Here is a 24,589-nt window from a genome sequence, read left to right on the forward strand (position 1 = left end):
ACTCGCGCCGATTTGCCTTCAGCCCGCCGCGGCGCGGCGTTAAGCCGCCAGCACCGATACGGCCTTGGTGACCAGATAGCCTTCCATCGCTTCCGGTCCGCCTTCCGAACCGTAGCCGGAATCCTTCACACCGCCGAACGGCATTTCCGGCGAAGGCGTGGCCGGCTGGTTGATCCACAGCATGCCGACTTCCATTTGCTGCGACAGCAGGTGCACGTTGCTGAACGACTTCGTGTACGCATAGCCCGCGAGGCCGAACGGCAGACGGTTGGCTTCGGCGATCGCGTCTTCGAGCTTGTCGAAACCGCGAATCGCGGCGATCGGGCCGAACGGCTCGTTGTTGAACACGTCGGCTTCGAGCGACACGTTGGTCAGCACGGTCGGCGCGAAGAAGTTGCCTTCCGAGCCCACGCGTTCGCCGCCGGTTTCAACCTTGGCGCCGGTCTTGCGTGCGTCGTCGAGCACCTTGGTCATTGCGGAGAGACGGCGCGCGTTGGCGAGCGGCCCGAGGGTCGTGCCTTCCGTGAGGCCGTCGCCGAGCTTCAGGCTTTCGGCATGCTTGACCAGCGCCGCGGCGAATTCCTCGCGGATGCTGTTGTGCACGAGAAAGCGCGTCGGCGAGATGCAGACCTGGCCCGCGTTGCGGAACTTCGCGCCGCCGGCCGCCTTGACGGCGAGCGCCACGTCGGCGTCTTCCGCGACGATGACCGGCGCGTGACCGCCCAGCTCCATGGTCGCGCGCTTCATGTGCGCGCCGGCGAGGGCGGCCAGTTGCTTGCCGACGGGCGTCGAGCCCGTGAACGTGACCTTGCGGATCACCGGATGCGGAATCAGGTAGCTGGAAATTTCAGCCGGGTCGCCGAACACGAGGCCGACCGTGCCCGCCGGCACGCCGGCTTCGACGAACGCCTGCAGCAGTGCCGCCGGCGATGCCGGGGTTTCTTCCGGCGCCTTCACGAGGAACGAGCAGCCGCAGGCGAGCGCCGCGGAGAGCTTGCGCACCACCTGGTTGACCGGGAAGTTCCACGGCGTGAACGCCGCGACCGGGCCGATCGGCTCCTTGAGCACCAGTTGCTGCGCGGCAAGGTTGCGCGACGGCACGATCCGGCCATACACGCGACGGCCTTCGTCGGCGAACCATTCGATGATGTCCGCGGCGGCGAGCACTTCGACGCGCGCTTCGGCGAACGGCTTGCCCTGTTCCTGCGTCATCAGGCGGCCGATGTCGGAAGCGCGTTCGCGCACCAGAGCCGCGGCCTTGCGCATCGTTGTGGCGCGCTCGTTGGCCGGAATCTTGCGCCATGCTTCGAAGCCGCGTTGCGCGGCTTCGAGCGCGCGGTCGAGGTCGGCGATGCCGGCGTGCGCCACTTTGCCGATGGCCTGGCCCGTGGCCGGGTTGATGACGTCGAGGGTCTTGCCGCTGGCGGCGTCACACCACTCGCCGTTAATCAGAAGTCGGGTATCGGTATAGCTCGAAATGGCCATGCTGGGTTCCTGTAGTTGGGAAAACGACAGGCCGCGCGATCTTGAAGCGATGAAACCGACCTGCGCGGCCATGGATGGACTGCCGATAGGACTCATCTTATCTGATTGCACGCAATCGCATCGGCCGCCGCCTCGCTTGCGGCACGCGGCACGGCGCTTGCGAGGCGGTTGTCGCGACGCCGGAAAAACCATAGAAGCGGCGCCGCGCAAACAGGCGTAAAGTCAGATGGCTGTGGCCGTGCCGCGGCAGGAGCAGGCGCGGCCCGCGATGGTGGGCGGCGCTGGTGCAATACAGATCAGCGCGAAGCAGGCTCCCGGCGCGGCAGGTCAAAGACGGCGAACAAGGTCCAATCAACCCAGATGCACACGAGGAATCGACATGCCAACCGGTACAGTGAAGTGGTTCAACGACGCGAAAGGATTTGGCTTCATCACACCCGATGACGGCGGCGAAGATCTTTTCGCCCATTTTTCGGAGATTCGCTCCGAGGGCTTCAAATCGTTGCAGGAAAACCAGAAGGTCAGCTTTGAAATCAAGCAGGGGCCCAAGGGGAAACAGGCAGCGGATATCAAGCCGGTGTGAAGGAAGAGGGGCAGCCGGTTCGCGTGCGGGATGAGATGCGGCCGGCTGCTTCGTGAGGCGTGGGTGGGATTCGGATGGGCGAAGGTGGCGGTCGCCGCCGGCACGCCAGTTCGAAGCAAGCCCTGAGCGCTCGAACGCCGGCGGGTGGGTTCTGCATTTCGATCCATCCGCGCACCCGGTCGCTGTATTCCGTATATTCCGCCGTCCGCCGCAGCCCCGATTCCTTCGAGCAACTCATCACGCAGGACCGCGAGCGTTTCATCGCGCCGATCGCGTGGATGCCGTTCGGTCACCGCCACGTCGCGCAGCAGCCGACCCGCGCGCTGCGGACCTGCTGCGTTGAGCAGCAGCACCCGGTCAGACAGGTAGAGCGCCTCGTCCAGATCGCGCGTGACGATGAGCGCGGCGGCGCCGTGCGCGCGCCGAAGCGCTTCCTGTGTCAGGCGCTGGCGGCGCCCGACGCCCAAAGCAGCCTGGGAGTCGATCGGCGAGTTCTCCGCGCGACACTAATGGTCGCTTCGTCAGCCCGCCGTTACTTGCCAGTACGCGATGGTCGAGTGATTTGCCAACTGGCTCGCCAGTCGCAATTGGCATTTTTCAGCGTTAACTGAATAGGGACCGTCGAACCTATCGATCTCCCGCGCATGAACGCCATAGCGCATGACACCGTCAACGCAGTCAGCGCTCGGAATGTAGTGTCCCCCGACACCGCGACCCCATGGCCCGCCAGTGAAATGTGGCACGATCAGTTCAACCGCCGCGGGCAACGCGGCACGTTGAGAATGCAGCGAGGGCATCGTGGACAAAAACAGCGCATACAAGGAAATAACCGACAACGGCGGCGCACCGTATGCAAGGTACTTCGCCACCCAGAACCCCGAGCACCCGCTTACGCCGTTCTGCCATCGCTACCTGTTCGAAAAGGATCTCGAAGCGAGAACCGCCGCGCACGACGAAGAGCGCGGCTTCGCGCTGAAGTCGCTCGCGCAGATGGAGTCGTCGTCGCATCTTGCGCAAGCGGCGGCGAGCGCGTCGCGCGATGCGGCCGCGGCCGCGCATACGTCCGCGCTGAGCGCGCGGCGCTCGGCATTCTGGACGATGATCGCCGCGATCGCGTCGGCGCTCGGCGTAGTGGTAAACGCTGCCCTCAATCTGGGCTGGCTCGACTGGGCAAGGCACGTTGTCCGATGAGACAGGCAACACGCGAGTCACCGCGCATTTTTTGTCCGGCTAGCATAAGAAAAAGACAGGGGTGCGTGACGTGAAACTAAACCGCAGAACCATGCCGCGCATCGCGTGAAGGCAGTATTATTCATCAGGTTTCCTTCAGCTTTGCTCCGTACTATCTGCGCCACCCGTTCGCGTTCGCACGAACCACGGTTCCGATAGTGTCTCGACAGAAAACTGAAAACGCCGCACAGGCTTGCTGGAGTCCCTATGAAAACTCTTTTCTTGCAGGCTCCGTCATTCGACGGCTTCGACGGCGGCGCAGGTTCGCGCTACCAGGCCAAACGTGAGGTCAAGTCGTTCTGGTATCCCACCTGGCTTGCCCAGCCAGCCGCTCTGATTCCCGACAGCCGCGTCTTCGATGCCACCGCGAATGGCGCCTCCGTGGACGAGACGCTCGACGTCGCCCAGCAATACGATCTCGTCATCATCCACACCAGCACACCTTCGTTTCCCACCGACGCGCTCTTCGCGCAGCATCTCAAGGAACGCAAGCCGTCGATCCTGATCGGCATGGTCGGCGCGAAGGTGGCGGTCGATCCGCACAATTCGCTTACCGCGACCGAGGCGATCGACTTCGTCGGCCGCGAAGAATTCGATTTCACCTGCAAGGAAGTCGCCGAAGGCGTGCCGTTCGCGCAGATCAAGGGCTTGAGCTATCGCGCGGCGGACGGTTCGATCGAGCATAACGAAGCGCGTCCGATTCTCGAGAACATGGACGAGCTGCCGTTCGTCGCGCCGGTCTACAAGCGCGATCTGAAGATCGAAAACTACTTCAACGGCTACCTGAAGCATCCGTACGTCTCGCTCTACACCGGCCGCGGCTGCCGCTCGCGGTGCACGTTCTGCCTGTGGCCGCACACGGTCGGCGGCCATCGCTACCGGGTGCGCTCGGCCGAGCACGTGCTCGAGGAAGTGAAATGGATTCGCGACAACATGCCCGAAGTCAAGGAGATCATGTTCGACGACGACACCTTCACCGACTTCAGGCCGCGCGCCGAGGAAATTGCGCGGGGCATGGGCAAGCTGGGCGTGACGTGGTCATGCAACGCGAAGGCCAACGTGCCGTACGAGACGCTGAAGATCATGAGGGAGAACGGCCTGCGCCTGTTGCTCGTCGGCTATGAATCCGGCGACGACCAGATCCTCGTGAACGTGAAGAAGGGCTTGCGCACGGACATGGCGCGGCGCTTTGCGAAAGACTGCCGAGCGCTCGGCATCAAGGTTCACGGCACCTTCATTCTGGGCTTGCCGGGCGAGACGCCGGAAACGATCCGCAAGACCATCGAGTACGCGAAAGAGGTCAATCCGCTGACGATCCAGGTGTCGCTCGCAGCGCCCTATCCCGGCACCGTGCTCTATGACCAGGCGGTCGAGAACGGCTGGCTCGCGGAGAACAAGGTCATCAATCTCGTCAGCAAGGAAGGCGTGCAACTGGCGGCAATCGGCTATCCGCACCTGTCGCGCGACGAGATGTATCACCAGCTCGAAAACTTCTACAAGCGCTTCTATTTCCGCCCGTCGAAAATCTGGGAAATCCTGCGCGAGATGTTTACCAGCTGGGACATGATGAAACGGCGCTTGCGTGAAGGCGTCGAATTCTTCCGTTTCCTGCGTGCCCATCAGGCGTGAACGCCACACACCTGCTCGCCGTCACGCTAGCCTACGCGTGTGCGGCGGCGGCTGTGTTCGGCATCGGCTACACGGTGCTGGCCGGCATGCTGATCGGGCGCTTCTTCGCCCGGCCGGTGTCCACGCCGACCAGCTTTCCGCCGGTAACGATCGTCAAACCGCTGCACGGCAACGAGCGGGCGCTGCTCGCCAATCTGTCGAGCTTCTGCGAGCAGGATTATCCGGGGCCCATGCAATTCGTATTCGGCGTGCACGACGCGAACGACCCCGCGCTTCAAGCCGTTGAGGAACTGCGGCGGCTGCATCCCGAGGCCGACATCACGGTGGTCGCCGATGCGCGTCTGTACGGCCCAAACCGCAAGATCAGCAACATCATCAACATGATGCCGCAGGCGAGGCACGACGTGCTGGTGTTTGCCGACAGCGACGTGAGCGTTGCGCGCGACTATCTGCGCAACGTCGTGGGCGAACTGCAGAAGCCGGACGTGGGGCTCGTCACCTGCGCGTATCTCGGACAACCCGACCCGGGCTTCTGGCCGCGGCTGTCGGTCAAGGCCACCAACTACCAGTTCCTGCCTAGCGTGGTGATCGGGCTCGCAGTCGGACTCGCACGGCCGTGCTTCGGCCAGACCATCGTGATGCGGCGCGACACGTTCGACAAGATCGGCGGCTTCACGCCGTTCGTGCGGCATCTCGCCGAGGACCACGCGATTGGCGAAGCGGTGCGCATGATCGGCGAGAAAGTCGTGATTCCGCCGTTTCCGATTTCGCATGCGTGCGTCGAATCGAGCGCGGCGCAGCTGATCGCGCATGAACTGCGCTGGAGCCGCACGATTCGCTATATCGATCCGCCCGGTCATCTGGGCTCCGCGCTGATTCATCCGCTGCCGTTCGCGCTGCTGGCGGTTGCGTTTTCGGGCGGCGCGATCTGGGCATGGCCGCTCGCCTTCATCGCGGTGTGCGCGCGGCTCGCGCTGCAACTGCTCACCGACCGTGCGTTGCGGCTGCGCCCGCGCGACCTCTGGCTGCTGCCGTTATGGGATATCGTATCGTTTGTGATTTTCATTGCGAGCTTTCGGTCATCGCGCGTGATCTGGCGGGGCTTCAGCTTCAAGGTGGACGGCGACGGCCTGTTGTCGGCGACACAGGACGAGTGATGGATGAACGGCAAGGCAGGGCGGTCATGATGGATGGGCTTTTCGAACCGCGCGAAGCGGACTGTGCGGCTGCATGCGCGGCGAGTGGCGCCGTAGCCGCAGCGCAATTGATCGCGCCGACGTTGCGCGCACGCGAGGTGTGCGCGTGATGAAGCACTTCGGCCGCGCCGCCGCGCTAGTCGGCTTGTTACTGTCGCTATGGCTCGTGTGGCGCGACAATCCCGGCGCCGTCCTCGGCGCACTGCGGGGCGCGGGCGCCGGTCTCGTACTGGCGGCGCTCGTGCACCTGTTGCCGATGCTGGCCAACGCCTGCAGCTGGCGCTCGCTGATTCGCGGCGCGCAACAGCCGAGCGTGCTCCAGATGCTGCACCTCGTGTGGGTGCGCGAATCGATCAACAGCATGCTGCCGGTCGCGCGCATCGGCGGCGAAGTCGTCGCGTTTCGCATGCTCCGGGGCTGGGACACGCGGGCGTCGACGGCAGTCGGCAGCATCGTCGTCGACATGCAGCTCACGGTGATCAGCCAGTTGCTGTTCACGATGGTCGGCATCGGGTTCCTGTTCGCGCACGCGCAGTCCGATACGCTGCGCCTCGCGGGGCAACTCGCATGGGGCGTGGTGGTGCTCGCGCCGCTGCTGCTGCTGTTCGCGCTCGTGCAGCATGCAAATCCGTTCGCGCGCATCACGCGCGTGCTCAACCGGATGACGAGCGGCAAGCTCGCGGCGCTGGTCGGCCAGTCCGCGCAGATCGATCAGTCGATCAAGCTGATCTGGCGCCGGCGCGCAGTGGTGCTGCGCTATCTGTTCGTCTGGCAAGTGCTGCAATCCTTGATGACGGCACTCGAAATCTGGCTCGCGCTGTATTTCCTCGGCGTGCGGATCACGTTCGTCGAAGCGATCGTGATCGAATCGCTGATTCAGGCAATCAGCAGCGCGGCATTCTTCGTGCCGGGCGGCCTGGGCGTACAGGAAGGCGGCTTTATTCTGATCGGCGGCGCGCTCGGGCTCGATCCGTCCACCTGTCTGGCATTGGCCGCCGCGCGGCGGATTCGCGACGTGCTGATATTCGTGCCAGGGCTGATCGCGTGGCAGTTCGCCGAGTCGCCGGCGCGCGCAAACGCGCTGGCGAAACAACAGGGAGCGCGCGCGGAACGGCGCGAGCCGCGTTCCGCTGTGACAGAGAGTGGCCGGCGTTAGGCGCTGGGCGAGGCCAGCCGAGCCGGCGCAAGGTCTTTGAAAAAAAAGACGGGGCCGGCGCGCAGCCGCGTCAGTGCGCGTGTGCCTGCTCCTGGTCCTGCACATGGGCCGGAAACGACACCTCCGCCTTCAGACCCCGTCCGCCGGTGCCCGCGGCCAGATTCAGCCGCGCGCCGAAATGTCCGGCGATCCGCGCGGCGATCGACAATCCCAAACCGCTGCCGGAAGCTGTGTTGCCCGTCGCGCGAAAGAAGCGATGGGTCAGGCGGGCGAGGTCGTCCGGCGCAACACCGGGGCCGTCGTCGCACACGCTGATCCGCACGCGGTCGCCGGCCTGGCTGACCGCGACTTCGACGCTGCCGCCGCTGCGCCCGTACTTGATCGCGTTATCGAGCAGATTGTCGAGCAGGATGCCGACCAGTACCGGCTCCGCGTCGATCTCGGCGTGCGTGTCGCCGCTCAGCGTCACCCGGATGTTCTTCTGCTGCGCGTTGAGTTCGTTCGCGCGCAGCGTGTTCTTCGCCACCGTCGCGGGCTTGAGCGGCGCCGTCGACAATTTTTCGTGCGCGTCGAGCCGCGCGAGCAGCAGCAGTTGTTCCGCGAGCCGTGCGCTGCGATCCACGCCTTGCACGACGCGCTCCATGGCGAGCCGCTGCAATGCGGCGTCAGGCTCGGCCAGCGCGACTTGCGCCTGCACCTTGATCGCGGCGAGCGGCGTTTTCAGTTCATGGGCGGCGTCGGCGGTGAACGCGCGCTCACGCTCCAGCGAGTTCTGCAAACGCGACAGCATCAGATTGATCGCGTCGACGAGCGGCCGCACTTCGAGCGGGGCACAACCGATATCGACCGGCTCCATCCGGTTGACGTCGCGCGAGCGAATCGCGCCCGACAGCACCTTCAGCGGCGCCAGACTCCAGCCGATGCTGAACCACACCAGCAGCGCCAGCACCGGCAATGCGATCAGCGTGGGACGCGCGACGCGGCTCGCGACGCCGCTCACCAGGTCGCTGCGCGTATTGGCCGGTTCGAACACGCGCACGGTGTGGCCGAGCGTGGTGTCGCGCAGCGTGAACGAGTGATACCGCTCGCCGCCGAGCGTGATGTCGCGCGCGCCGCTGACCGACGGCGCCGGCAGGTCCCATGCGCCGAGCGCACGTAATTGGGGGCTGCCCGCGAGCACGTCGCCATTTGCGCCGCGCACCTGGAAGAGGGCGTCGCGCGGCAGGGTGTCGTCATCGTCGAGATCGCTGGCGCCGGGGTCGCCGCCTTTTTCTTCTTCGCGCACGTCGATGCGTGCGTTGGCGAGCGTGGTCAGGTTGCGTGGGTCGAGGAGCGCGAGAATCTGCGCGAGTTCCGCAAGACGCGCATCTTCCCATTCGCCGACCTCACGCGTGGCCTGACGATAACTCGACACCAGCGCGATGCCCCAGATCAACACGATGCTGGCGAGCACCAACAACACGAGGCGCCGGCGAATCGACGCGCCCATCACGCTTTCTCCACCACGTAGCCGATATTGCGCACGGTCTTGATCAGCCCCGCGCCGAGTTTCTTGCGCAGGTTCGAGACGTGCACCTCGATCGCGTTGCTTTCGATTTCCTCCTGCCAGCCGTACAGGCTTTCTTCGAGTTGCGAGCGCGATTGCGGAATGTCCTGATGGGTCAGCAACTGCAACAGGATCGCCCATTCGCGCGACGTGAGCGGCACGCGCGTCGCGCCCACTTCAACCGTCTGCGCGACCGGATTGACCGTCAGGTCCTGATAGCGGATCAGCTCGACACTGCGGCCTTGCGCGCGGCGCAGCAGAGCGCGGCAACGCGCGATCAGTTCGGTCAGGTCGAAGGGCTTGCCGAGGTAGTCGTCCGCGCCGGCTTCGAGACCGCCGACGCGCTCGGCCACCGTGCCTTTCGCGGTCAGCACCAGCACCGGCACGTCCTTGCCGGTGTCGCGCAGGCGCTTGAGCAGTTCCATACCGGAGACGCGCGGCAAGCCGAGATCGAGCACCACCAGCGCATACGCGGTGGTGTCGAGCGCGAGGCCGGCCTTGTGGCCGTCGCGTGCCCAATCGACGGTGAAGCCCGCTTGCCGCAAGCCGGCTTCGACGCCGTAGCCGATCAGATCGTCGTCTTCTACGAGGAGTATGCGCATGGTGGGAAATGTCCGTTTCGAATGTGTATTGCGTGACGGCAGGCGTTTTCATGTAAGCGCCGCGCGTGCATCCGCAGTTTAACCAGCCTCTTCGTCAGAGTGCCTTTATACCGCGCTCATGCTTAAGGTTTCCTTCAGTTCGAATGGATAGTATCGCCCCTCAACCACCCGGTTCGCGAGGCGATGACGAATACGTGATGCGCTTTTTTCAACCGCGCTTCTCACACGTTTGTCAGCCATTTGCAACTTGATCGTAAGGACATCGATGGAATATTTTCAGCGATGTCCATGCCGACAAATTCCGCCGTGTGTTTCTTCGCGTCACGAGGCCAAGTCATGAAACCACTCGCCGTCGACATGTTGCGCGCTCATCTGCTGGTCGCCTCGCTCACGGCCATGGCCGCCGAGGCGATCGTCTGCGTTGCACTGCTGGTGTTGCCCGTGTCGCAGCATTTCTTCGGCTCCGCTTCGTTCCGGCTGCTCGCGATTGCGGTGATCGTCGGCGGCGTGGTCGTGACGCGCGAATTTGCGCAGGCCGCGTTCGAGGTTGCGGTCGGAAGCCATCACACGATGCCGGCTGAGCGCAGCGAGCGGCCGGTCGAGATCGCGCCGAATTGTCCGCGGCGCTGGCTCGTCATTCTTCATCTGCGGCTGACCGGCCAACCGTTCGTGCTGGCCGCGCACTGACGGAAGCCGGGCTATGGCGGCGCTCGCATGGACCGTATGCCAATGGATTCTGGCGGCAGGCTGCATGGGCGCCGCGTTCTACGCGATGACCGCCGTGGCGGCGACGCGGTTTCGCGGCACGAGCCGTCACGCTTCGGTCCATCGAGAGAACCCCTCTGATTTTCGCGCGGCCGCCGTCAGCGCGCCGCAATCGGGACAAGCAACGCAATCACCGCAGCTGCCGCATCCATTCGGGCAGGTTGGCGTCAGCGTGCTAAAACCGCTGTGTGGCGCCGAGCCGCGTCTGTACGAAAACCTGCGAACCTTCTGCGAGCAACGTCACGGGCATTTTCAACTGGTGCTCGGCGTGTCGTCGCCGCGCGACCCCGCGATTGCGGTGGCGCGCCGTTTGCAAGCCGCCTATCCGGCGCACGACATCGAACTGGCAATCGACACGCGCGTGCATGGCAGCAATCTCAAGGTCAGCAATCTGATCAATATGGTGGGGCGAGCCCGCTACGACGTGATCGTGATTGCCGACAGCGATATTGCCGTCTCAGCTGACTATCTCGACAGCGTCGCCGCGCCGCTCGCTGATCCACGCGTGGGTGTCGTCACGTGCCTGTACGTCGCGCGAGGCGTCGGCGGATTCTGGCCGCGCGTGGGTGCGCTCTTCATCAATGAGTGGTTCGCGCCGTCGGTGCGCGTCGCGCACGCGATCGGTTCGCGCCGCTTCGGTTTCGGCGCGACTCTTGCGTTGCGTCGGGCGACGCTCGAACGCATCGGCGGCTTCGACGCGCTGAAAAACTGTCTCGCGGATGATTACTGGCTCGCCGAACACGTGCGCGCGCTGGGCTTGCAAACGGTGCTCTCGCGCGTGATGGTGGCCACCGACGTGATCGAGCCGACCTTCGGCGAGCTATGGCAACGTGAAACCCGCTGGTTGCGCACCATTCGCTCGGTGAATCCGTGGGGTTTCGCCTCGTTGGCGATCACGTTCGCAACGCCGTGGCTGCTGGTTGGCGCGTGGCTGAGCGTGTCTCTTGCGACGTGCGCGGCCCACGGCGCGCACAGCGCGGTCGCACTGGCGAGCGCCGCCGCCACGGCGGCCGGGTTCGGCGCGCGCGTGCTGCTGCATTTGCGCGCCGCGCGGCACGAGCAGACGTTCTGGCGGGATCTGCCGCTCGTGCCGCTACGCGATACGTTGCTGGCGTTGCAATGGTGCGCCGCCGCGTTCGGCTCGCACGTGACCTGGCGCGGCGTGCGCGTACCGCTCGGCACGTCGGCTGCGGCGCCGGCGTCCAGCGGGCGCCTGAACGTGATGGATGCGATGGAGGTGTCCGATGGCGGCTAGGCCACGCGGGCTGATCATCACGGCCGACGATTTCGGCCTGCATCCGCGCGTGAATCTGGCGGTCGAGCGCGCGCATCGCGACGGCGTGTTGAGCGCGGCGAGCCTGATGATCGGCGCGCCGTCCGCAAGCGATGCCGTGGCGCGCGCCCGCGCGTTGCCGCGACTGCGGGTCGGTCTGCACCTGGTGCTCGCCGACGGTGCCGCGCTGCTGCCGCGCGCGCAGATTCGCGCGTTGCTCGACGAGCATGGCCGCTTCGGCGACAACATGGTGCGCGACGGCATGCGCTTTTTCTTCCTGCCACAAGTGCGCCGGCAACTCGCGCGCGAAATCCGCGCGCAGTTCGACGCCTTCGCGCAAACCGGGCTGACGCTCGATCACGTGAACACGCACAAGCATTTTCATCTGCACCCGACGGTGCTCGGGTTGATCCTCGCGATCGGCCGCGAGTACGGCATGAAGGCGATGCGCCTGCCGTTCGAAGCGAATGCGCCGCTGTGGCTGAAGCCGTGGCTCGCGCAAATGAGGGCGCGCCTCGATCGCGCGGGGATCGTGCACAACGACTACGTGCTCGGGATCGCCGGCAGCGGACGGATGGACGAAGCGGCGTGGCTCGCGGCGTTGAGCGCACTGCCGCATGGCGTCGGCGAGATCTATTGCCATCCCGCGCTGGCGGGCGAATTGCCGTTGAGTGACGGCATGCGCGACTACCGACATGCCGATGAATTGCAGGCGCTGCTCTCGCCGAAGGTGGCCGCCGCTATTCGCGCGTCGGGCGCGCGGGTCGGCGGATTTGCGGACGTGCTGGCGCAGCGCATGTGATGGCGGGGTGTTTGACTGCGGGCGCGTACGTCCACGAGACCGGCCGTGGACGTACCAACAATGATGCGCGCACGCGTACTCGCGGACTCGCGCGCACGGCGAAAGCTGCGCGTTATATCGGCTGCTTCTTCATCAACAGCTTCAGCAGCACCGGCAGCAGCAGCAACACCAGCGGCAACTGCACGATCAGCCCGGAGATGATCGCGATCGCGAGCGGCTGCTGCATCGCCGAGCCTTGCCCGAGCGCGAACGCGAGCGGCAGCAGCGCGAGAATGGCGGCGATCGTCGTCATGGCAATGGGGCGCAGGCGATTGCGGCCAGCGCTACGCAACGCTTCGTCGAACGGCATCTCCTCGTCCCGCACGAGGCTCTGCAATTCCGACACATAGAAGATCGCCACTTCGGTGACGATGCCGATGATCATCGTCATCCCCATCATCGCGGAGATGTTCAATTCGATGCCGGTGATCCACAGGCCGATGAACACCGCGCCCGCTGCCAGCAGCGGCATCGCCAGCACCGCCAGCGCGACGCGAAAGCGTTCGTAGAGAAACAGCAGCAGGCCGAACACCAGCGCGATCGCCGCACCGAACACGGTCAGCAGGCCCTTGAACGCGATCTGCTGTTGCTGGTACAAGCCGCCCAGTTCGTAGTAGACGCCCGTCGGCAACAGGTTGGCTTCGCCGAGCGCCTTCTGCACGTCGGCGATGGTGGAGCCGAGATCGCGTCCGTCGATGCGCGCGGTGACTGCGACCATCCGCTTGAGGTTGTCGCGGCTGATCTCAGGCTGGCCCGTCACCTTCACCTGATCGGCGACGCGGTTCAGCGCGAACAGATGCCCGTCCGGCGCGCGAATCTGTAACTGGCCCAGTTGCGTATCGGTCAGCTTCAACGCGCCGTCCACCCGCACGCGCACGCCGACCGTTTTCGGCCCGCTCTGGAACTGTGTCGCCACGTTGCCTTCGACCATGTCGGACACCGCTTGGGCGATCGACTGCGGGTCCATGCCCTCGGCGGCGGCCGCGGCCGGCAGGATGTGCAATTCGAGCGCGTCGCCGGCGGGGTTGATGCCGTCGTTCACGTCCACCACGCCCTGAATCTTGCCGATGCGCGCGGCGACCTTGCGCGCGGTGGTGTCGAGCGTGTTCGCGTCGTCGGAGAAGATCTTGATCTGCACAGGTTGGGGTACCGCCGTCAGGTCGCCGATCAGATCCTCCATCAACTGCGCGAGTTCGATATTGACGCCTGGCACCTGCGCTTCGACCTGCGAGCGGATTTCTTCCATCACCGTGTCGATCGGCTCGCGCCGGCCGGACTTCAGCCGCACGAAGAAGTCGCCCTTGTTGGGCTCGTTCAGGTCGCCGCCGAGACCCGCGCCGGTGCGGCGCGAATAGGTCGACACATTCAGATTCGCGCGGATGATGCGCTCGATCTGCTTCATCAGCCGGTCGGTTTCGCTCACCGAGGTGCCCGCTTCGGTGTGATAGTCGAGCACGAAGCCACCTTCGTCCATGCTCGGCATGAAGCCGCTGCCTACCCGCGTGAACGCGAACGCGGCCACCATGATCAGCGGCACGACGCCGAGCAGCACGAGCACGGGCTTTGTCGTGACGCGCTCGACCAGCGTCGCGTAACGCCGGTTCAGCCACGCGGCGAAGCGGGTTTCAGCATGTTCTTCGGCGTCTTTCGGTTTCAGCCACCGGTCGCACAGAATCGGCACCGCGAGCCAGGTCACGAGAAACGAAATGAACAGCGCGCTCGCCATCGTCACCGAGAGTGCCTTGAAAAATGCGCCCGTCACGCCCGACAGAAACGCGAGCGGCACGAAGATGATCAGCGTCGCCGCCGAGGACCCGGCCAATGGCCGCGTGAATTCGAGCGCCGCGGCCATCACGCGGCCATGGAACGAGCGAGAGCCGGCTTCGCGCATGCGCCGCACGATGTGCTCGATCATCACGATCGCGTCGTCGATCACGAGGCCGACCGCGGCCGCCATGCCGCCGAGCGTCATGATGTTGAAGCCCATGCCGAACACGTCGAGCAGCAGGATCGTCGCGGCCATCACCACCGGCACCAGCGCCACGGCGATCGCGGTGATCTTCCAGTTGCGCAGGAACACGAACAGCGTAAGCGCCGCCAGCACCACGCCGATCATGATCGCGTCGCGCACGCTGGTGGCCGATGCGATGACGAGTTCGCTCTGGTCGTACCAGTTCGACAGATGCACGCCCGGCGGCATCTGATGCTGGAAGTCGGCGAGTTTCGCGCGGATTGCCTTCGCCATCGCGACGCTGTTCGCGCCGGGCTGCTGGTAGACGTTGAGCAGCACGGCGTCCTGGCCGTCGGCGGTGACGCGCATCCACTGCGGCACGACGCCCTGGCGCACCGTCGCGACGTCGCCCAGACGGATCTGCGCCGCGCCGCTCGCAGACACCACCACGTTGCGCAGTTCATCGAGCTGTGTGATCGTCGTGTTGGTGATCACGAGGTACAGCTTGTCGTGGTCCTCGATGCGTCCGTTGGCCATCAGCACGTTGTGCGCGCCAATCGCCTTCGATATGTCCGCAAGCGACAGTTTGTACGCGGCGAGGCGCGCGGGGTCGACCGCGACTTCGAATTCGTCCTGAGCGCCGCCGGTCACGTCGACCCGCGCGACGCCTTCCACCGACGACAGCAACGGCCGCATCTGGAACTGTGCGAGATCGTGCAATGCCGACAACGACTGCTGCGTCGACGTGAGGCTGTACGCGAGCACCGGAAACACGGTCGGGTCCATGCGCCGCACCTGCATCGAGGTGCCGGGCGGCAGCGTCGCGAGAATCTCGCCGATGGCCGACTGTGCCTGCAGCGTGGCCTGCGCCATGTCGGTCCCCCAGTCGAAGTTCAGCGAGATTTCCGCCGCTCCGCGGCTGGTGGTCGACTCGACGTCGCGCACGTTCGGCACGCGGCGCAGCGCTTCTTCGACCGGCATCGTGACGAGGGTGGCCATTTGTTCGGCGGGGCGGTCGCCCGCGTCGAGCGAGACCACCGCGCGCGGAAACGCGACGTTCGGAAACAGCGAGATCGGCAGACGGAACGCAGCCAGTGCGCCCGCGATCGCCAGCAGTGCGATCACGAACAGCAGCGAGCGGCGATGCGTCTGCATCCATTGACCGAAGTTCATTGCGGTGCGCCCGCGCTGGTTCGCACCGCCATGCCGTCCTTCAATTCATAGTTGCCGCTGACAACGAGGGCCTGGGCGGCATCGATCGGGCCGTCCACACCGTAGCAATCGCCGTTCTCGATCTGAACGCTTACGGCGACGCGGCGCGCCTTGTTTTGCGCCGCGATCTGGAATACGTACGCGCCCTCGTCGTCCTTGAGCACCGCCGCGCGCGGCACGACCCAATGCGTGCCGCTGCGGGTCGCGATGCTGGCGCTCACGCGCGTGCCCGGAATGAACGCACTCTGGCCGAGCGGCACGTTCGCGCCCACGTCCACCTGTTGGCTCTGCGGATTGATCGCGGCGCCGACCTGCACCACGCGGCCATTGACCGGCGTGTTCGCGAGTGCGGTCGACAGGCCGCGCAGCGTGACGGAGTCGCCCGTGTGAATCGCGGCAGCGTCCGACGGTTCGACGCCGAGCATTACGTTCGCGCGCGCGTCTTTCGCATTGCCGCCGGCCAGTTGCAGGATCGCTGCGCCCGGTTGCACCTGGTCGCCCTGTGCCGCCGACAGTTGCATCACCACGCCATCGAGCGGCGCGGTGACGACCTTGTTGCCGCTCTTGACGCCGGTCTGATTCTGCGCAGCGAGCGCCTGTTGTGCATCGTCGGCGGCCTTGCGGGCGGCTGCGAGTTGCGACTGCGTGGCGAGCCCCTTGTCATACAGCGACTGCGTGCGCGTCAGCTCGCCTTGCGCGAGCGTCAAGGCGCTCTTCGCCTGGCTCGCGGCGAGCACGGCGGCGGGATCGGCCTGCACGACGAACAGCGGCGTGCCGCGCGTGACGCGCTGGCCGGACTGCACGCGCATCTGCACGATGCGTGCGACGTAGGGCAGATTGATGGTCGTGAGATTGGAGGCGGACGCGGCGACGATGCCGAAAGCGCGCACCGGTTGCGCGATTTCGGCGCGTTGCACGCGAACGGTCTGCACGGATACGACGGGGTGATCGGCGGCATCAGCGGCGGGGGCCGCGCTTGCGCCGGCTGCACGAGCCGCGCTCACGGCGTGGACCGCCACGGACAGCAGCGCGGCGCAGGCGAGCGCGCTCGCCACAGCGGCGACGCGCGACCGTGAGCTTGGGAGTGGACTATTTCGCATGAGTGTCGATGAACGTCTGAGCGGAGGTGAAGGCGTCGGGAATCGTGCTGCCTAGCAGCGCCTGCAAGCCGACGCGCTGTTCGGCGAGCGACTCGCGCAGTGTCGCTATGTCGACACGTTTGGCGAGCGCGGCGCTTTGCGCGTCGGTATACGCGCCGAGCGCGAGATTGTGTTCGGCATAGGCCGCGGCCGCATGCTGGGCAGCGAGGTCCACATCGGGCAGCGCGCTTTCGGTCTGCTGCCATTGCCGGGTGAGGATCGCGAGGTCCGCGCGCATCTGCGCGACGTCGGCGTAGGCCTGGTTCAGGCGCGTCTGATATTCGTCGCGCAGCCGTTGTCGGGTGGCCTTTTCGATCGCCACGTTGCCCTGGTTGCGGTTGAAGATCGGCAGACTCAGGTTGATCTGGAAGCCGCTGGTGTAGATGTTCGACGTGTCGCGCGCACGCACGAAGCCCACCGATAGGCTCGGAAACTGGCTCAGAATCGCCGCGCGATATTTCTGCTCCTGCGCTTCGTAGCCTGCCTGCAGCGCGATCAGGTCGGGGCGGCGTTGTGCGAGCGAGGCGAGCGCGCCGTCGAGCGTGGGCTCGCTCAGCGGCGCGATGTCTTCGCCGCCGCGCAGCGGCAACTGGACGTCGGGCGCGAGGCCGAGCAATGCGTTCAAATCGTGGTGCGTCTGCTGCGCGGCGCGTTCGGCGTCCGTGGCCTGCTTGCGCGCGTCGCTATACGCGGTGAGCGCGGCGCTCAGCGTGTCGTCGGTGAGGTTGCCGTCGCGGCGCGCTTCGGCCATCCGTTCATAGCGCGTGCGCGCAAGCTCGCGTTGTTGCTCCAGCAGCGGCAGCGTGTCCTGCTGGAAGCGCGTCTTGATGAACAACTGCCGCGCTTGCGCGACGATCTGCCATTCCTGCCAGAGCAGGCCGAGATCGGTTTTGGCGACCGTGGCGTCGGCGGACTGTTTGTTCGCGCTGCGCAGCACGATCGCCATCACGTCGATGCTCAAGCCATAATTGAACGCGCGCGTCGTGCCGGCGGCGCCGGGGTAGTCGCTCGACACGCTCAGTTGCGGGTCGGGCAACAATCCTGCCGAGTAGGCTTGAGCACGCGCGATGCCGAGATCGTCGCGGGCCAGTTTGAGCTCGGGATTGTTGGCCACCGCGAGCATCGCGACTTCGTCGATGTCGAGCCCGTCGGACGGATCGAAACGATGCGCAGCGAGCTCGGGCAGCGGCATGCGCGATGCGTCGATCTGGATGCGCTCGAGTGAACGCGCGGAGGTGGACGTGTCGTGCGGCGCGAGCGGCTCGCGGTGATACCACGCGCAGCCGCCCAGCAGCAACGCGGCGAGGGCCACGAGCGCGCGCAGCCGTGGCGCGCAGCGCGCGGCCCCTGACGCGCAGGTGACGGCGTGCTCTGGGAGTGCCGCCGGGAAGGCCGCCGCGGCGGCGTCGAAAACGGGCAAAATCCGGCTCCGGAATGAAGAGTTGAAGCAATCGCGAGCGCATGCCGCGGAAAAGTGGTGCCGAGTTTGCACACGGAGCGCTTAAGTCACGCTTAACTTCAAATTAAGCTGGACATCGGCGGCGCATTGGTCCGCTGTAAGGTGGAGACAAGGCAGCACCAAGGAAGTGCTAAGGAAGCGTTAAGCTGGCGGCCTGGACAATGTGCGGGCAATAAACGGGACGGAGAAAAGGCCATGCGCCTGCTACTGGTCGAAGACGACGAGATGATTGCGGAAACGGTGCTGGGCGCGATGCGCCGTTCCGGCTATGCGATCGACTGGGCTGGAGACGGCCGCGCGGCGGAGTTGTCTTTGGGCAATGATGTGTACGACCTGGTGCTGCTCGATCTCGGCTTGCCGAAGAAGGACGGCATCGACGTGCTCAACGCGTATCGCAAGCGCGGCGGCGCAGCGCCGGTCATCATCCTGACCGCGCGCGATGCGGTCGACGAACGGATTCGCGGCCTCGACGCCGGCGCCGACGATTATCTGATCAAGCCGTTCGACCTCGACGAACTGGCCGCGCGCGCGCGCGCGCTGCTGCGCCGGCGTACCGGCCAGAAGCAGCCCATCTATGCGCACGGCGAACTCACGCTCGACCCCGCCGCGCACGAAGTCACCAAGGACGGTGCGCCGCTGCCGCTCGTGCCGCGAGAGTTCGCGCTGCTGCAGGCGCTGATCGAAGAGCCGACCCGCGTGTTCACCAAGGCCGAGCTCGAAGAAAAGCTGTATGGCTGGGGCGAGGAAGTCGGCAGCAACACGATCGAGGTCCACGTGCACAGCTTGCGGCGCAAGATCGGCGCGGAGCAGGTCGTGACGGTGCGCGGCGTCGGTTACCGTCTGAAGAGGTGCTGATGAAGTCGATTCGCCGCTGGCTGCTGGGCTGGTTGATTTTCGGCATGGCGGCGGCCTCGGCCGTGGCCGCCTTCGGCATCTTTCAGACGGCCCGGCAGGAAGCCGGCGAACTGTTCGACTACGAACTGCGCACGATCGCGGTGTCGTTACCGTCGAACCTGAATGGCGCGGGAGACGGCGAGCATCGCCATCCGGACCTCGGTGGACTGTCCGACGACCGGGTCGTCATCGAAATCTGGGATCGGGGCGGCGAGCTGATCTATCACTCGATGCAGGCGCCGGTGTTCGAGCGGCTGCCGGAGGGGTTCAGCATGGTCGAGCAGGGCGGCTCGCAATGGCGCACCTTCGGCGTGCAGCAGAAAGAGCGCTACGTGCAGGTTGCGCAGCCCATCTCGGTACGCGAAGACCTCGCGCTGCGGCTCGCACTGCACACGCTGTGGCCCCTCGGCGTGCTGGTCCCGGTGACGATCGTGCTGGTGCTGCTGGTCGTCGCGCGCGGGCTCGCGCCGATCGGCGGCCTGTCGCGCGCGCTGTCGACGCGTTCGATCGACTCGCTCGAACCGCTGCGTCTGGACGGCAGCTTGCCGGTCGAAATCAAGCCGCTGGTGGAAGCGCTCAACGATCTGCTGCAAAGGCTGCACACCGCGTCACAGGCGCAGCGCACGTTCATTGCCGATGCCGCTCACGAGCTGCGCTCGCCGCTCGCCGCGCTGAAGCTGCAATTGCAGGCGGCTTCGCGCGACGGCTCGTTGAAGGGCGAAGGGCAGGCGCTCGAGCGCGTCGAGGGACGCGTGAACCGGATCATTCATCTCGTGCAGCAGTTGTTGACGCTCGCGCGCGAGGACGCGCAGCCGGTGACGTCGATGGTGCCGGTCAGCTTGCGCCGCATCGGCGAGCAGGTGGTGGGCGACCTGTCGTTGCTGGCTGAATCGGCGCAGATCGATCTCGGGCTCGAATGCGAAGACGCGCGCACACCCAACGACGCCTACACGGTGTTCGCCGACCCGCACGGCATGGGCGTAATGTTAGCTAACCTGATCAATAACGCGATCCGGCACACGCCGCGGGGCGGCCGTGTCGATTTGGTACTCAAGCGGGCGGGAGCCCGGGTCGGCTTCGACGTCATCGACAATGGTTCGGGCGTCCCGCAGGCCGAGATCGAGCGCGTGTTCGACCGCTTCTATCGCGGCGAGGAAGCGCGCGGCGACGGTAGCGGCCTCGGACTCGCGATCGTGTCGCGGATCGCCGAGCGGCATCAGTTGGGACTGTCGTTGCGCAATAACGAGGGGCGGCCGGGCCTGTGCGTGGCGGTCTTCGGTCTGAAGGCGCACGATGCCGAGGCGCCTGTCGCGCTCAGAGTCTGACGGGGCTCGCGGGAAGGGCGCAAATACGCCATTCGCGGGGAAGCGCGGGTGCTGGCGCCGATTCGAACGGCGCTGTGAAATTGGCCAGTAGAGGGGCCCGTGAAGCGGCCCGTGAAGTGGCCCGTGAAGCGCCCCGTGAAGCGGTGAATTCGCCTGCCACCGGGTCGGCGTCGACCCGCGTCGTAGGCCCGCAACCGCGCTCGCTCATCGCCTCGCGGCCACCCGCGCTTGCGTCCCGACGGCGTTGTCACGAGCGCATTGCCGCACGCTGCTACAATCTCGTCTTTCTCGATTGATTGTGCGCTATGGGTTTCGAACAACTCGCTGAACTGAAGAAGCAACTGGCCGCGGCACGCGCCGAAGCTGCGCCCGCCGCCAGGTCCGATGCCAAACCGGCATCCAAGCCTGCTTCGAAGGCCGATTCCAAGGCCGGTTCCAGGCCGGGCGCGAGGCCTGCCCGCAAGCCCGCGCAACCGCGTCGCGACGCGTCCGCAGCGGCCGCGCAAGCGAAGCCGGCGGTGGACGCCAAGCCGGTCGACCCGGTGGTGAAATCGATCGGGCGTCTGCAAAAGCGCTTCCCGATCGCCTTCCCGAAGAATCCGGCGCCCAAGCTGCCGCTGAAGGTCGGCATCTTCGAAGACCTCGTCGTGCATGCGAAGGAACTGTCGCTGAGCGAAGCCGAATTGCGCGACGCGATCAAGACGTGGTGCCGCGGCAGCCGCTACTGGAAGTGTCTCGTCGAAGGCGCGGCACGCGTCGATCTGACGGGCGCCCCCGTGGGCCAGGTCACCGCGCAGGAAGCAGCGGGCGCGCAGCGTCTGCAGGCGCATCGCGCCGGCAAGGGCGCGCCGAAGGCGGCAGCAGCGGGTGCGTCTGCGGTTGAAGGCGCAACCGAAGCGACGAGCGCGACGGTCGATGCAGCCGAAGCAGCGAACACGCCGGGTGCGTCCGACAGCGACGGCAAGCCGCAGGCCGGCGCCACTGAGCCGGCCGGGTCCAGCGAAACGGCTGCAGCGCCGGCCGATTCGCCCGCCGATTCGCCGGTCAATTCCCCGGCCGCACCCGAAGCATAAAGTCCTCGGCCACTCCATCTACGGGATGCTGCCGTGCCGCTCCGCAGCCGCCAGTCGGCTGCGCACAAAGCCGACGTGTTCGCGTAGCACGTAGAACGCGTCGGCGTAGGCGAGCGGCATGCGCAACTGATTCAACGACGCCTCGATTTCGTCCAGTTGCGCGAAGAGCTGCTTGCGCTCTTCGTCGGTCGAATCGGCGAGCGCGTCGCGCTCGATCGCAATCAACGACCCGTAATAGCGATAAATGCGCGAACGCACGCGCCAGCGGTAGAGCGCGGGAATCACACGCATGGCCGGAAACAGCAGCACCGCCACCGGCAGCAACAGCACCAGCGTGCGGTCGCCGATACTCGCGAGCCAGAACGGCAGCGTACGGTACAGGAAACTTTTGCCGGTCTTGTAATAGCGCTGCGCGTCCTCGCTGATTTGATATTCGTGGGCGGTCGGATTCGGAAATTGCCCCGCACGCTGCAACAACCCCGGCATGCCATGCACGTCCTGTGCCGCTTCGATCAGCAGGTCGGAGATCGCCGGATGTAGATTGGTCCGCGCGACGAGTTCGACCGTCGGGCTGATCAGATGCACCGTTTCACGCGGAATCCGGTACTTCAGATCCAGCACGCCAGGTGGCAGGTCGATCTGATCGAGGTACGGAAAGAGCCGCGTATACGCGGCCGCTTCATCGAAATTCATCACCGAAATGCCGGGCACCTTGAGCAGGCGCAGCATCAGGCTGCGCGTGGCCGAGTCGCCGCTGAGGATCGCCGCGTCCACCTCGCCCGAGACCAGTTGGGTGGCGGCCTGCAAGCCGTCGCTCGGCACCAGCACGGTGCTGCCGCCCGGTTCGATGCCGTTCGCACCCAGCAGCTTGAGCGACAGCAGACGCGTGCCGCTGCCTTCGCGGCCTATCGCGATGCGCCTGCCTTCCAGTTGTGAAAGCTGGGTCACGCCGCTGCCGCGATAAAACACGACCACCGGGATATAGAAAAGACTGCCGAGCGACATCAGCGAGGACGTGTCGACCCCGCTGGCGACACCGCCTTGCACGAGCGCGATATCGACATGCTGTTTCGGATCGAGCAGTCGTTGCAGGTTCTGCACTGAACCATCGGACTCCAGCACGTTCAGCCGCACGCCGTTGCGGGCGAGGATTTTTCTGTACTGATTCGCGGTGACGAGAAACGAACTGTCGCGCGGGCCCGCGCTCATCGTGATGGTTTTTGGCGGCGCCGGATCGACCACCCAGATCACCAGCGTGATCGCCAGCACGACGAGCGTGGCCACGATCACGAATGGCAGCGTGTGATCGCGCCATTCGGCATGCGGCTGCTCGCCGGGAAACTGCGGGGGACGCCGACGCTGAGCTTTCATGGACACTCCGAGGCTGAAGCCGGATGAACACATTGTCCACTGTCCGCGGCCGGTTTGCCGTCGGCAGTTTGCTCTATTGACCGTGCGGGGCGCATGGCTCGCCGGTTGCGTTTCTACTGGAACATTCGAGTTCCTAAGCGTAAATGTCGATGACGCCGGCGGCTTTGTTGTCGGGCGACATGGCGCCGCTCCAGAGGCGCGGATGCGTTCGCATTCAGATCACAGCGGAGCGGAGCAGGCCACTACACCCAGCCGCCCGTTCACCCGTTCAACACGACGCAACCCGTTTGATGCGATGGAAATTGCGATCGAAATAGATGAGTCCGTCTCCATCGGCGCGCACGCTGATACGCGTCGTCTTCACGAACATCACCGAGTGCGAGCCGACTTCCTTCAGATCGACGATCTCGCCTTGCAGGCTCGCGAGCGCATCGCGCAGCACCGGTACGCCGTGTGCGCCGTCGTCCCAGATCGGCCAGCCGAAGCGTTCTTCCATCGGCACCTGGGTCATCCCTGCGAAGTGGCGCGCGAGCAGCTCGTGCTCGCCGGGCAGGACGTTGACGCAGACATGCCGGTTGCCTTCGAAGGTCGCGTGCATCGCGCTCGAACGGTTCAGGCAGACGAGCAGCGTGGGCGGCGTATCGGTAACGGAGCACACTGCGCTCGCGGTGACGCCGCAACGTCCATGCGGACCGGCGGTCGTGATGACGTTGACGGCCGCGCATAGATGCGCCATCGCCTGACGGAATTGCTGCTTCTCATTGAGGTGGGCGTCGCAGTCGGCGCTCGCGAGCGGGGGCGGGGTCGTGGTCATGATCTCGGTTCCTTGGGGGCGCGGCCTCGTGGGCGCTGATCTGGACTGAAGCGTAATCAATCCGGATCCGGAAAAAAATCCGCACGCGCGGTGCGCAGGTGGGCGTCTTTCCCAACGTGTCTAAAGTTTTCCCCAATGCCTCATGCGTCCTCTGTGCCCTGGTGCACATTTGATTCGAACGGCGAGTGCGTGCGTGGGTCGTCAGCGCCGATTCAGGTGGAATTTCAGGGTAACTAGCACTTTGCACGGCTTTTTTCGCTGGCTATGATGGCTCGCGCAACACGTCCCGAATCGCTCCATCACGAACTGCTCCCACGCCTTCCATGCCTCACTCGCCGCACTCCGTTCCCGCCCCCGCACCGGTCGTCTACATCGTCGACGACGACGGCGGCATGCGCACGTCGCTCGCATGGCTGCTCGAATCGGTCGGTGTGAAGTCGGCGGGCTTCGCCAATGCGAGCGAGTTTCTCGCCGCGTTCGATCCGGCGATTCCCGCGTGCCTGGTGCTCGACGTGCGCATGCCGGAACAAAGCGGCTTCGATGTGCAAGCGGAGCTGAACCGGCGCGACGCCACCTTGCCGATCATTTTCGTCAGTGGCCACGGCGACATTCCGATGTCCGTGCGCGCGTTGCAGAACGGCGCGATCGATTTCGTCGAAAAGCCCTATAACTCGCAGCAGATGCTCGATCGCGTGCAACATGCGTTGAAGCTCGCCGCGCAGCGGCACGTCGCCGGTCAGAAGCAGCGCGAGTTGCGCAAACGGATCGAGTCGCTGACCGCGCGCGAAATGGAAGTGCTGCGCGGGGTGATCGACGGCAAAGGCAGCAAACGCATCGCGAGTGATCTGTCGATCAGCGTGAAAACGGTCGACGTGCATCGCGCGAGCATCAAGGACAAACTCGGCGCGGCTTCGATCGCGATGCTGGTGCGCGAAGTGATGGCGGTGTGGGAAGAGGACGGGGCGGCTGGCTGACAGCGTGAGTGCGATGGCGAGGCAGCGGGTGCGACGTTCGGATGCAAGCGGCGAGGTGCGCGTTCAGTGTG

At 65.5% G+C, this 24,589-nt stretch carries 21 protein-coding genes; 13 read left to right on the top strand and 8 right to left on the bottom strand.

The features are described 5' to 3' along the window. Positions 1-39: 39 nt before the first annotated feature. Positions 40-1,485, bottom strand: a complete 1,446-nt coding sequence (locus HV770_RS00085; RefSeq protein WP_175157543.1) for an NAD-dependent succinate-semialdehyde dehydrogenase — start codon at positions 1,483-1,485, stop codon at positions 40-42. Between the two features lie 379 nt (positions 1,486-1,864). Here HV770_RS00085 and HV770_RS00090 point away from each other — a divergent pair, with 379 nt between their 5' ends. The 6 genes from HV770_RS00090 (at position 1,865) to HV770_RS00115 (ending at position 7,279) form a co-directional block, all read left to right on the top strand. Further along, complete coding sequence (locus HV770_RS00090; RefSeq protein WP_007181784.1) at positions 1,865-2,068, top strand: cold-shock protein; 204 nt, start codon at positions 1,865-1,867, stop codon at positions 2,066-2,068. 74 nt (positions 2,069-2,142) lie between these two features. Next, positions 2,143-2,679 carry a hypothetical protein gene (locus HV770_RS00095; protein WP_175157544.1) on the top strand — a complete coding sequence of 179 codons (537 nt, stop codon included), beginning with the start codon at positions 2,143-2,145 and terminating at the stop codon, positions 2,677-2,679. A gap of 187 nt (positions 2,680-2,866) precedes the next feature. Beyond that, complete coding sequence (locus HV770_RS00100; protein WP_175157545.1) at positions 2,867-3,259, top strand: hypothetical protein; 393 nt, start codon at positions 2,867-2,869, stop codon at positions 3,257-3,259. Positions 3,260-3,505: 246 nt separating this feature from the next. Next, complete coding sequence (gene hpnJ, locus HV770_RS00105; RefSeq protein WP_121318013.1) at positions 3,506-4,927, top strand: hopanoid biosynthesis associated radical SAM protein HpnJ; 1,422 nt, start codon at positions 3,506-3,508, stop codon at positions 4,925-4,927. Beyond that, a complete protein-coding gene (gene hpnI / locus HV770_RS00110) occupies positions 4,924-6,084 on the top strand; it encodes a bacteriohopanetetrol glucosamine biosynthesis glycosyltransferase HpnI (protein WP_175157546.1) in 1,161 nt (386 codons plus the stop codon). Before hpnJ ends, hpnI (HV770_RS00110) begins: the two co-directional genes overlap by 4 nt. 148 nt (positions 6,085-6,232) lie before the next feature. Then, positions 6,233-7,279 carry a flippase-like domain-containing protein gene (locus HV770_RS00115; protein WP_175157547.1) on the top strand — a complete coding sequence of 349 codons (1,047 nt, stop codon included), beginning with the start codon at positions 6,233-6,235 and terminating at the stop codon, positions 7,277-7,279. A 70-nt stretch (positions 7,280-7,349) separates the two neighbouring features. Here HV770_RS00115 and HV770_RS00120 read toward each other — a convergent pair whose 3' ends face one another. Together HV770_RS00120 and HV770_RS00125 are read right to left on the bottom strand one after the other, a co-directional pair. Then, entirely contained in the window at positions 7,350-8,771 is a 1,422-nt protein-coding gene (locus HV770_RS00120; protein WP_175157548.1) for an ATP-binding protein, read from the bottom strand. Further along, entirely contained in the window at positions 8,768-9,427 is a 660-nt protein-coding gene (locus HV770_RS00125; RefSeq protein ID WP_175157549.1) for a response regulator transcription factor, read from the bottom strand. Before HV770_RS00125 ends, HV770_RS00120 begins: the two co-directional genes overlap by 4 nt. Positions 9,428-9,763: 336 nt before the next feature. Here HV770_RS00125 and HV770_RS00130 point away from each other — a divergent pair, with 336 nt between their 5' ends. Genes HV770_RS00130 through hpnK form a run of 3 tightly spaced genes read left to right on the top strand, consistent with a single transcriptional unit; the run spans position 9,764 to position 12,267 of the window. Then, on the top strand, positions 9,764-10,114 hold the full coding sequence (locus HV770_RS00130) for a hypothetical protein (protein ID WP_175157550.1): 351 nt from the start codon (positions 9,764-9,766) through the stop codon (positions 10,112-10,114). A 13-nt stretch (positions 10,115-10,127) separates the two neighbouring features. Further along, the gene (gene hpnI / locus HV770_RS00135) at positions 10,128-11,447 is read left to right on the top strand and encodes a bacteriohopanetetrol glucosamine biosynthesis glycosyltransferase HpnI (RefSeq protein WP_175157551.1); all 1,320 of its coding nucleotides are present in this window, start codon (positions 10,128-10,130) and stop codon (positions 11,445-11,447) included. Continuing rightward, the gene (gene hpnK, locus HV770_RS00140; protein WP_175157552.1) at positions 11,437-12,267 is read left to right on the top strand and encodes a hopanoid biosynthesis-associated protein HpnK; all 831 of its coding nucleotides are present in this window, start codon (positions 11,437-11,439) and stop codon (positions 12,265-12,267) included. Before hpnI (HV770_RS00135) ends, hpnK begins: the two co-directional genes overlap by 11 nt. 112 nt (positions 12,268-12,379) lie before the next feature. Here the strand turns inward: hpnK and HV770_RS00145 are convergent, their stop codons facing one another. From HV770_RS00145 to HV770_RS00155, 3 genes are read right to left on the bottom strand one after another with little or no spacing between them, the layout of a single operon-like run. Next, positions 12,380-15,430, bottom strand: coding sequence for an efflux RND transporter permease subunit (locus HV770_RS00145; RefSeq protein ID WP_175157553.1), 3,051 nt, complete (start codon positions 15,428-15,430; stop codon positions 12,380-12,382). Beyond that, on the bottom strand, positions 15,427-16,569 hold the full coding sequence (locus HV770_RS00150; RefSeq protein ID WP_175157554.1) for an efflux RND transporter periplasmic adaptor subunit: 1,143 nt from the start codon (positions 16,567-16,569) through the stop codon (positions 15,427-15,429). Before HV770_RS00150 ends, HV770_RS00145 begins: the two co-directional genes overlap by 4 nt. Continuing rightward, positions 16,559-18,028 carry a TolC family protein gene (locus HV770_RS00155; RefSeq protein ID WP_175157555.1) on the bottom strand — a complete coding sequence of 490 codons (1,470 nt, stop codon included), beginning with the start codon at positions 18,026-18,028 and terminating at the stop codon, positions 16,559-16,561. Before HV770_RS00155 ends, HV770_RS00150 begins: the two co-directional genes overlap by 11 nt. A gap of 234 nt (positions 18,029-18,262) precedes the next feature. Here HV770_RS00155 and HV770_RS00160 point away from each other — a divergent pair, with 234 nt between their 5' ends. From HV770_RS00160 to HV770_RS00170, 3 genes are all read left to right on the top strand, one after another. Further along, positions 18,263-18,922: a response regulator gene (locus HV770_RS00160; RefSeq protein WP_175157556.1), complete on the top strand. Its 660-nt coding sequence runs from the start codon at positions 18,263-18,265 to the stop codon at positions 18,920-18,922. Continuing rightward, a complete protein-coding gene (locus HV770_RS00165; protein ID WP_175157557.1) occupies positions 18,922-20,286 on the top strand; it encodes a sensor histidine kinase in 1,365 nt (454 codons plus the stop codon). The genes HV770_RS00160 and HV770_RS00165 overlap by 1 nt, the downstream gene beginning before the upstream one ends. 305 nt (positions 20,287-20,591) lie before the next feature. After that, on the top strand, positions 20,592-21,359 hold the full coding sequence (locus HV770_RS00170; protein WP_175157558.1) for a ProQ/FinO family protein: 768 nt from the start codon (positions 20,592-20,594) through the stop codon (positions 21,357-21,359). Between the two features lie 18 nt (positions 21,360-21,377). Here the strand turns inward: HV770_RS00170 and HV770_RS00175 are convergent, their stop codons facing one another. Together HV770_RS00175 and hpaC are read right to left on the bottom strand one after the other, a co-directional pair. Then, the gene (locus tag HV770_RS00175) at positions 21,378-22,730 is read right to left on the bottom strand and encodes a TAXI family TRAP transporter solute-binding subunit (protein WP_175157559.1); all 1,353 of its coding nucleotides are present in this window, start codon (positions 22,728-22,730) and stop codon (positions 21,378-21,380) included. Between the two features lie 268 nt (positions 22,731-22,998). Beyond that, positions 22,999-23,544 (bottom strand): 4-hydroxyphenylacetate 3-monooxygenase, reductase component, encoded by a 546-nt coding sequence (hpaC, locus tag HV770_RS00180; protein WP_175157560.1) that lies wholly within the window; start codon positions 23,542-23,544, stop codon positions 22,999-23,001. A 323-nt stretch (positions 23,545-23,867) separates the two neighbouring features. Here hpaC and HV770_RS00185 point away from each other — a divergent pair, with 323 nt between their 5' ends. Continuing rightward, on the top strand, positions 23,868-24,518 hold the full coding sequence (locus HV770_RS00185) for a response regulator transcription factor (protein ID WP_175157561.1): 651 nt from the start codon (positions 23,868-23,870) through the stop codon (positions 24,516-24,518). Positions 24,519-24,589: the final 71 nt, after the last annotated feature.

Origin of the sequence: Paraburkholderia fynbosensis, from assembly GCF_902859935.1 — a bacterium.
Lineage (GTDB): Bacteria > Pseudomonadota > Gammaproteobacteria > Burkholderiales > Burkholderiaceae > Paraburkholderia > Paraburkholderia fynbosensis.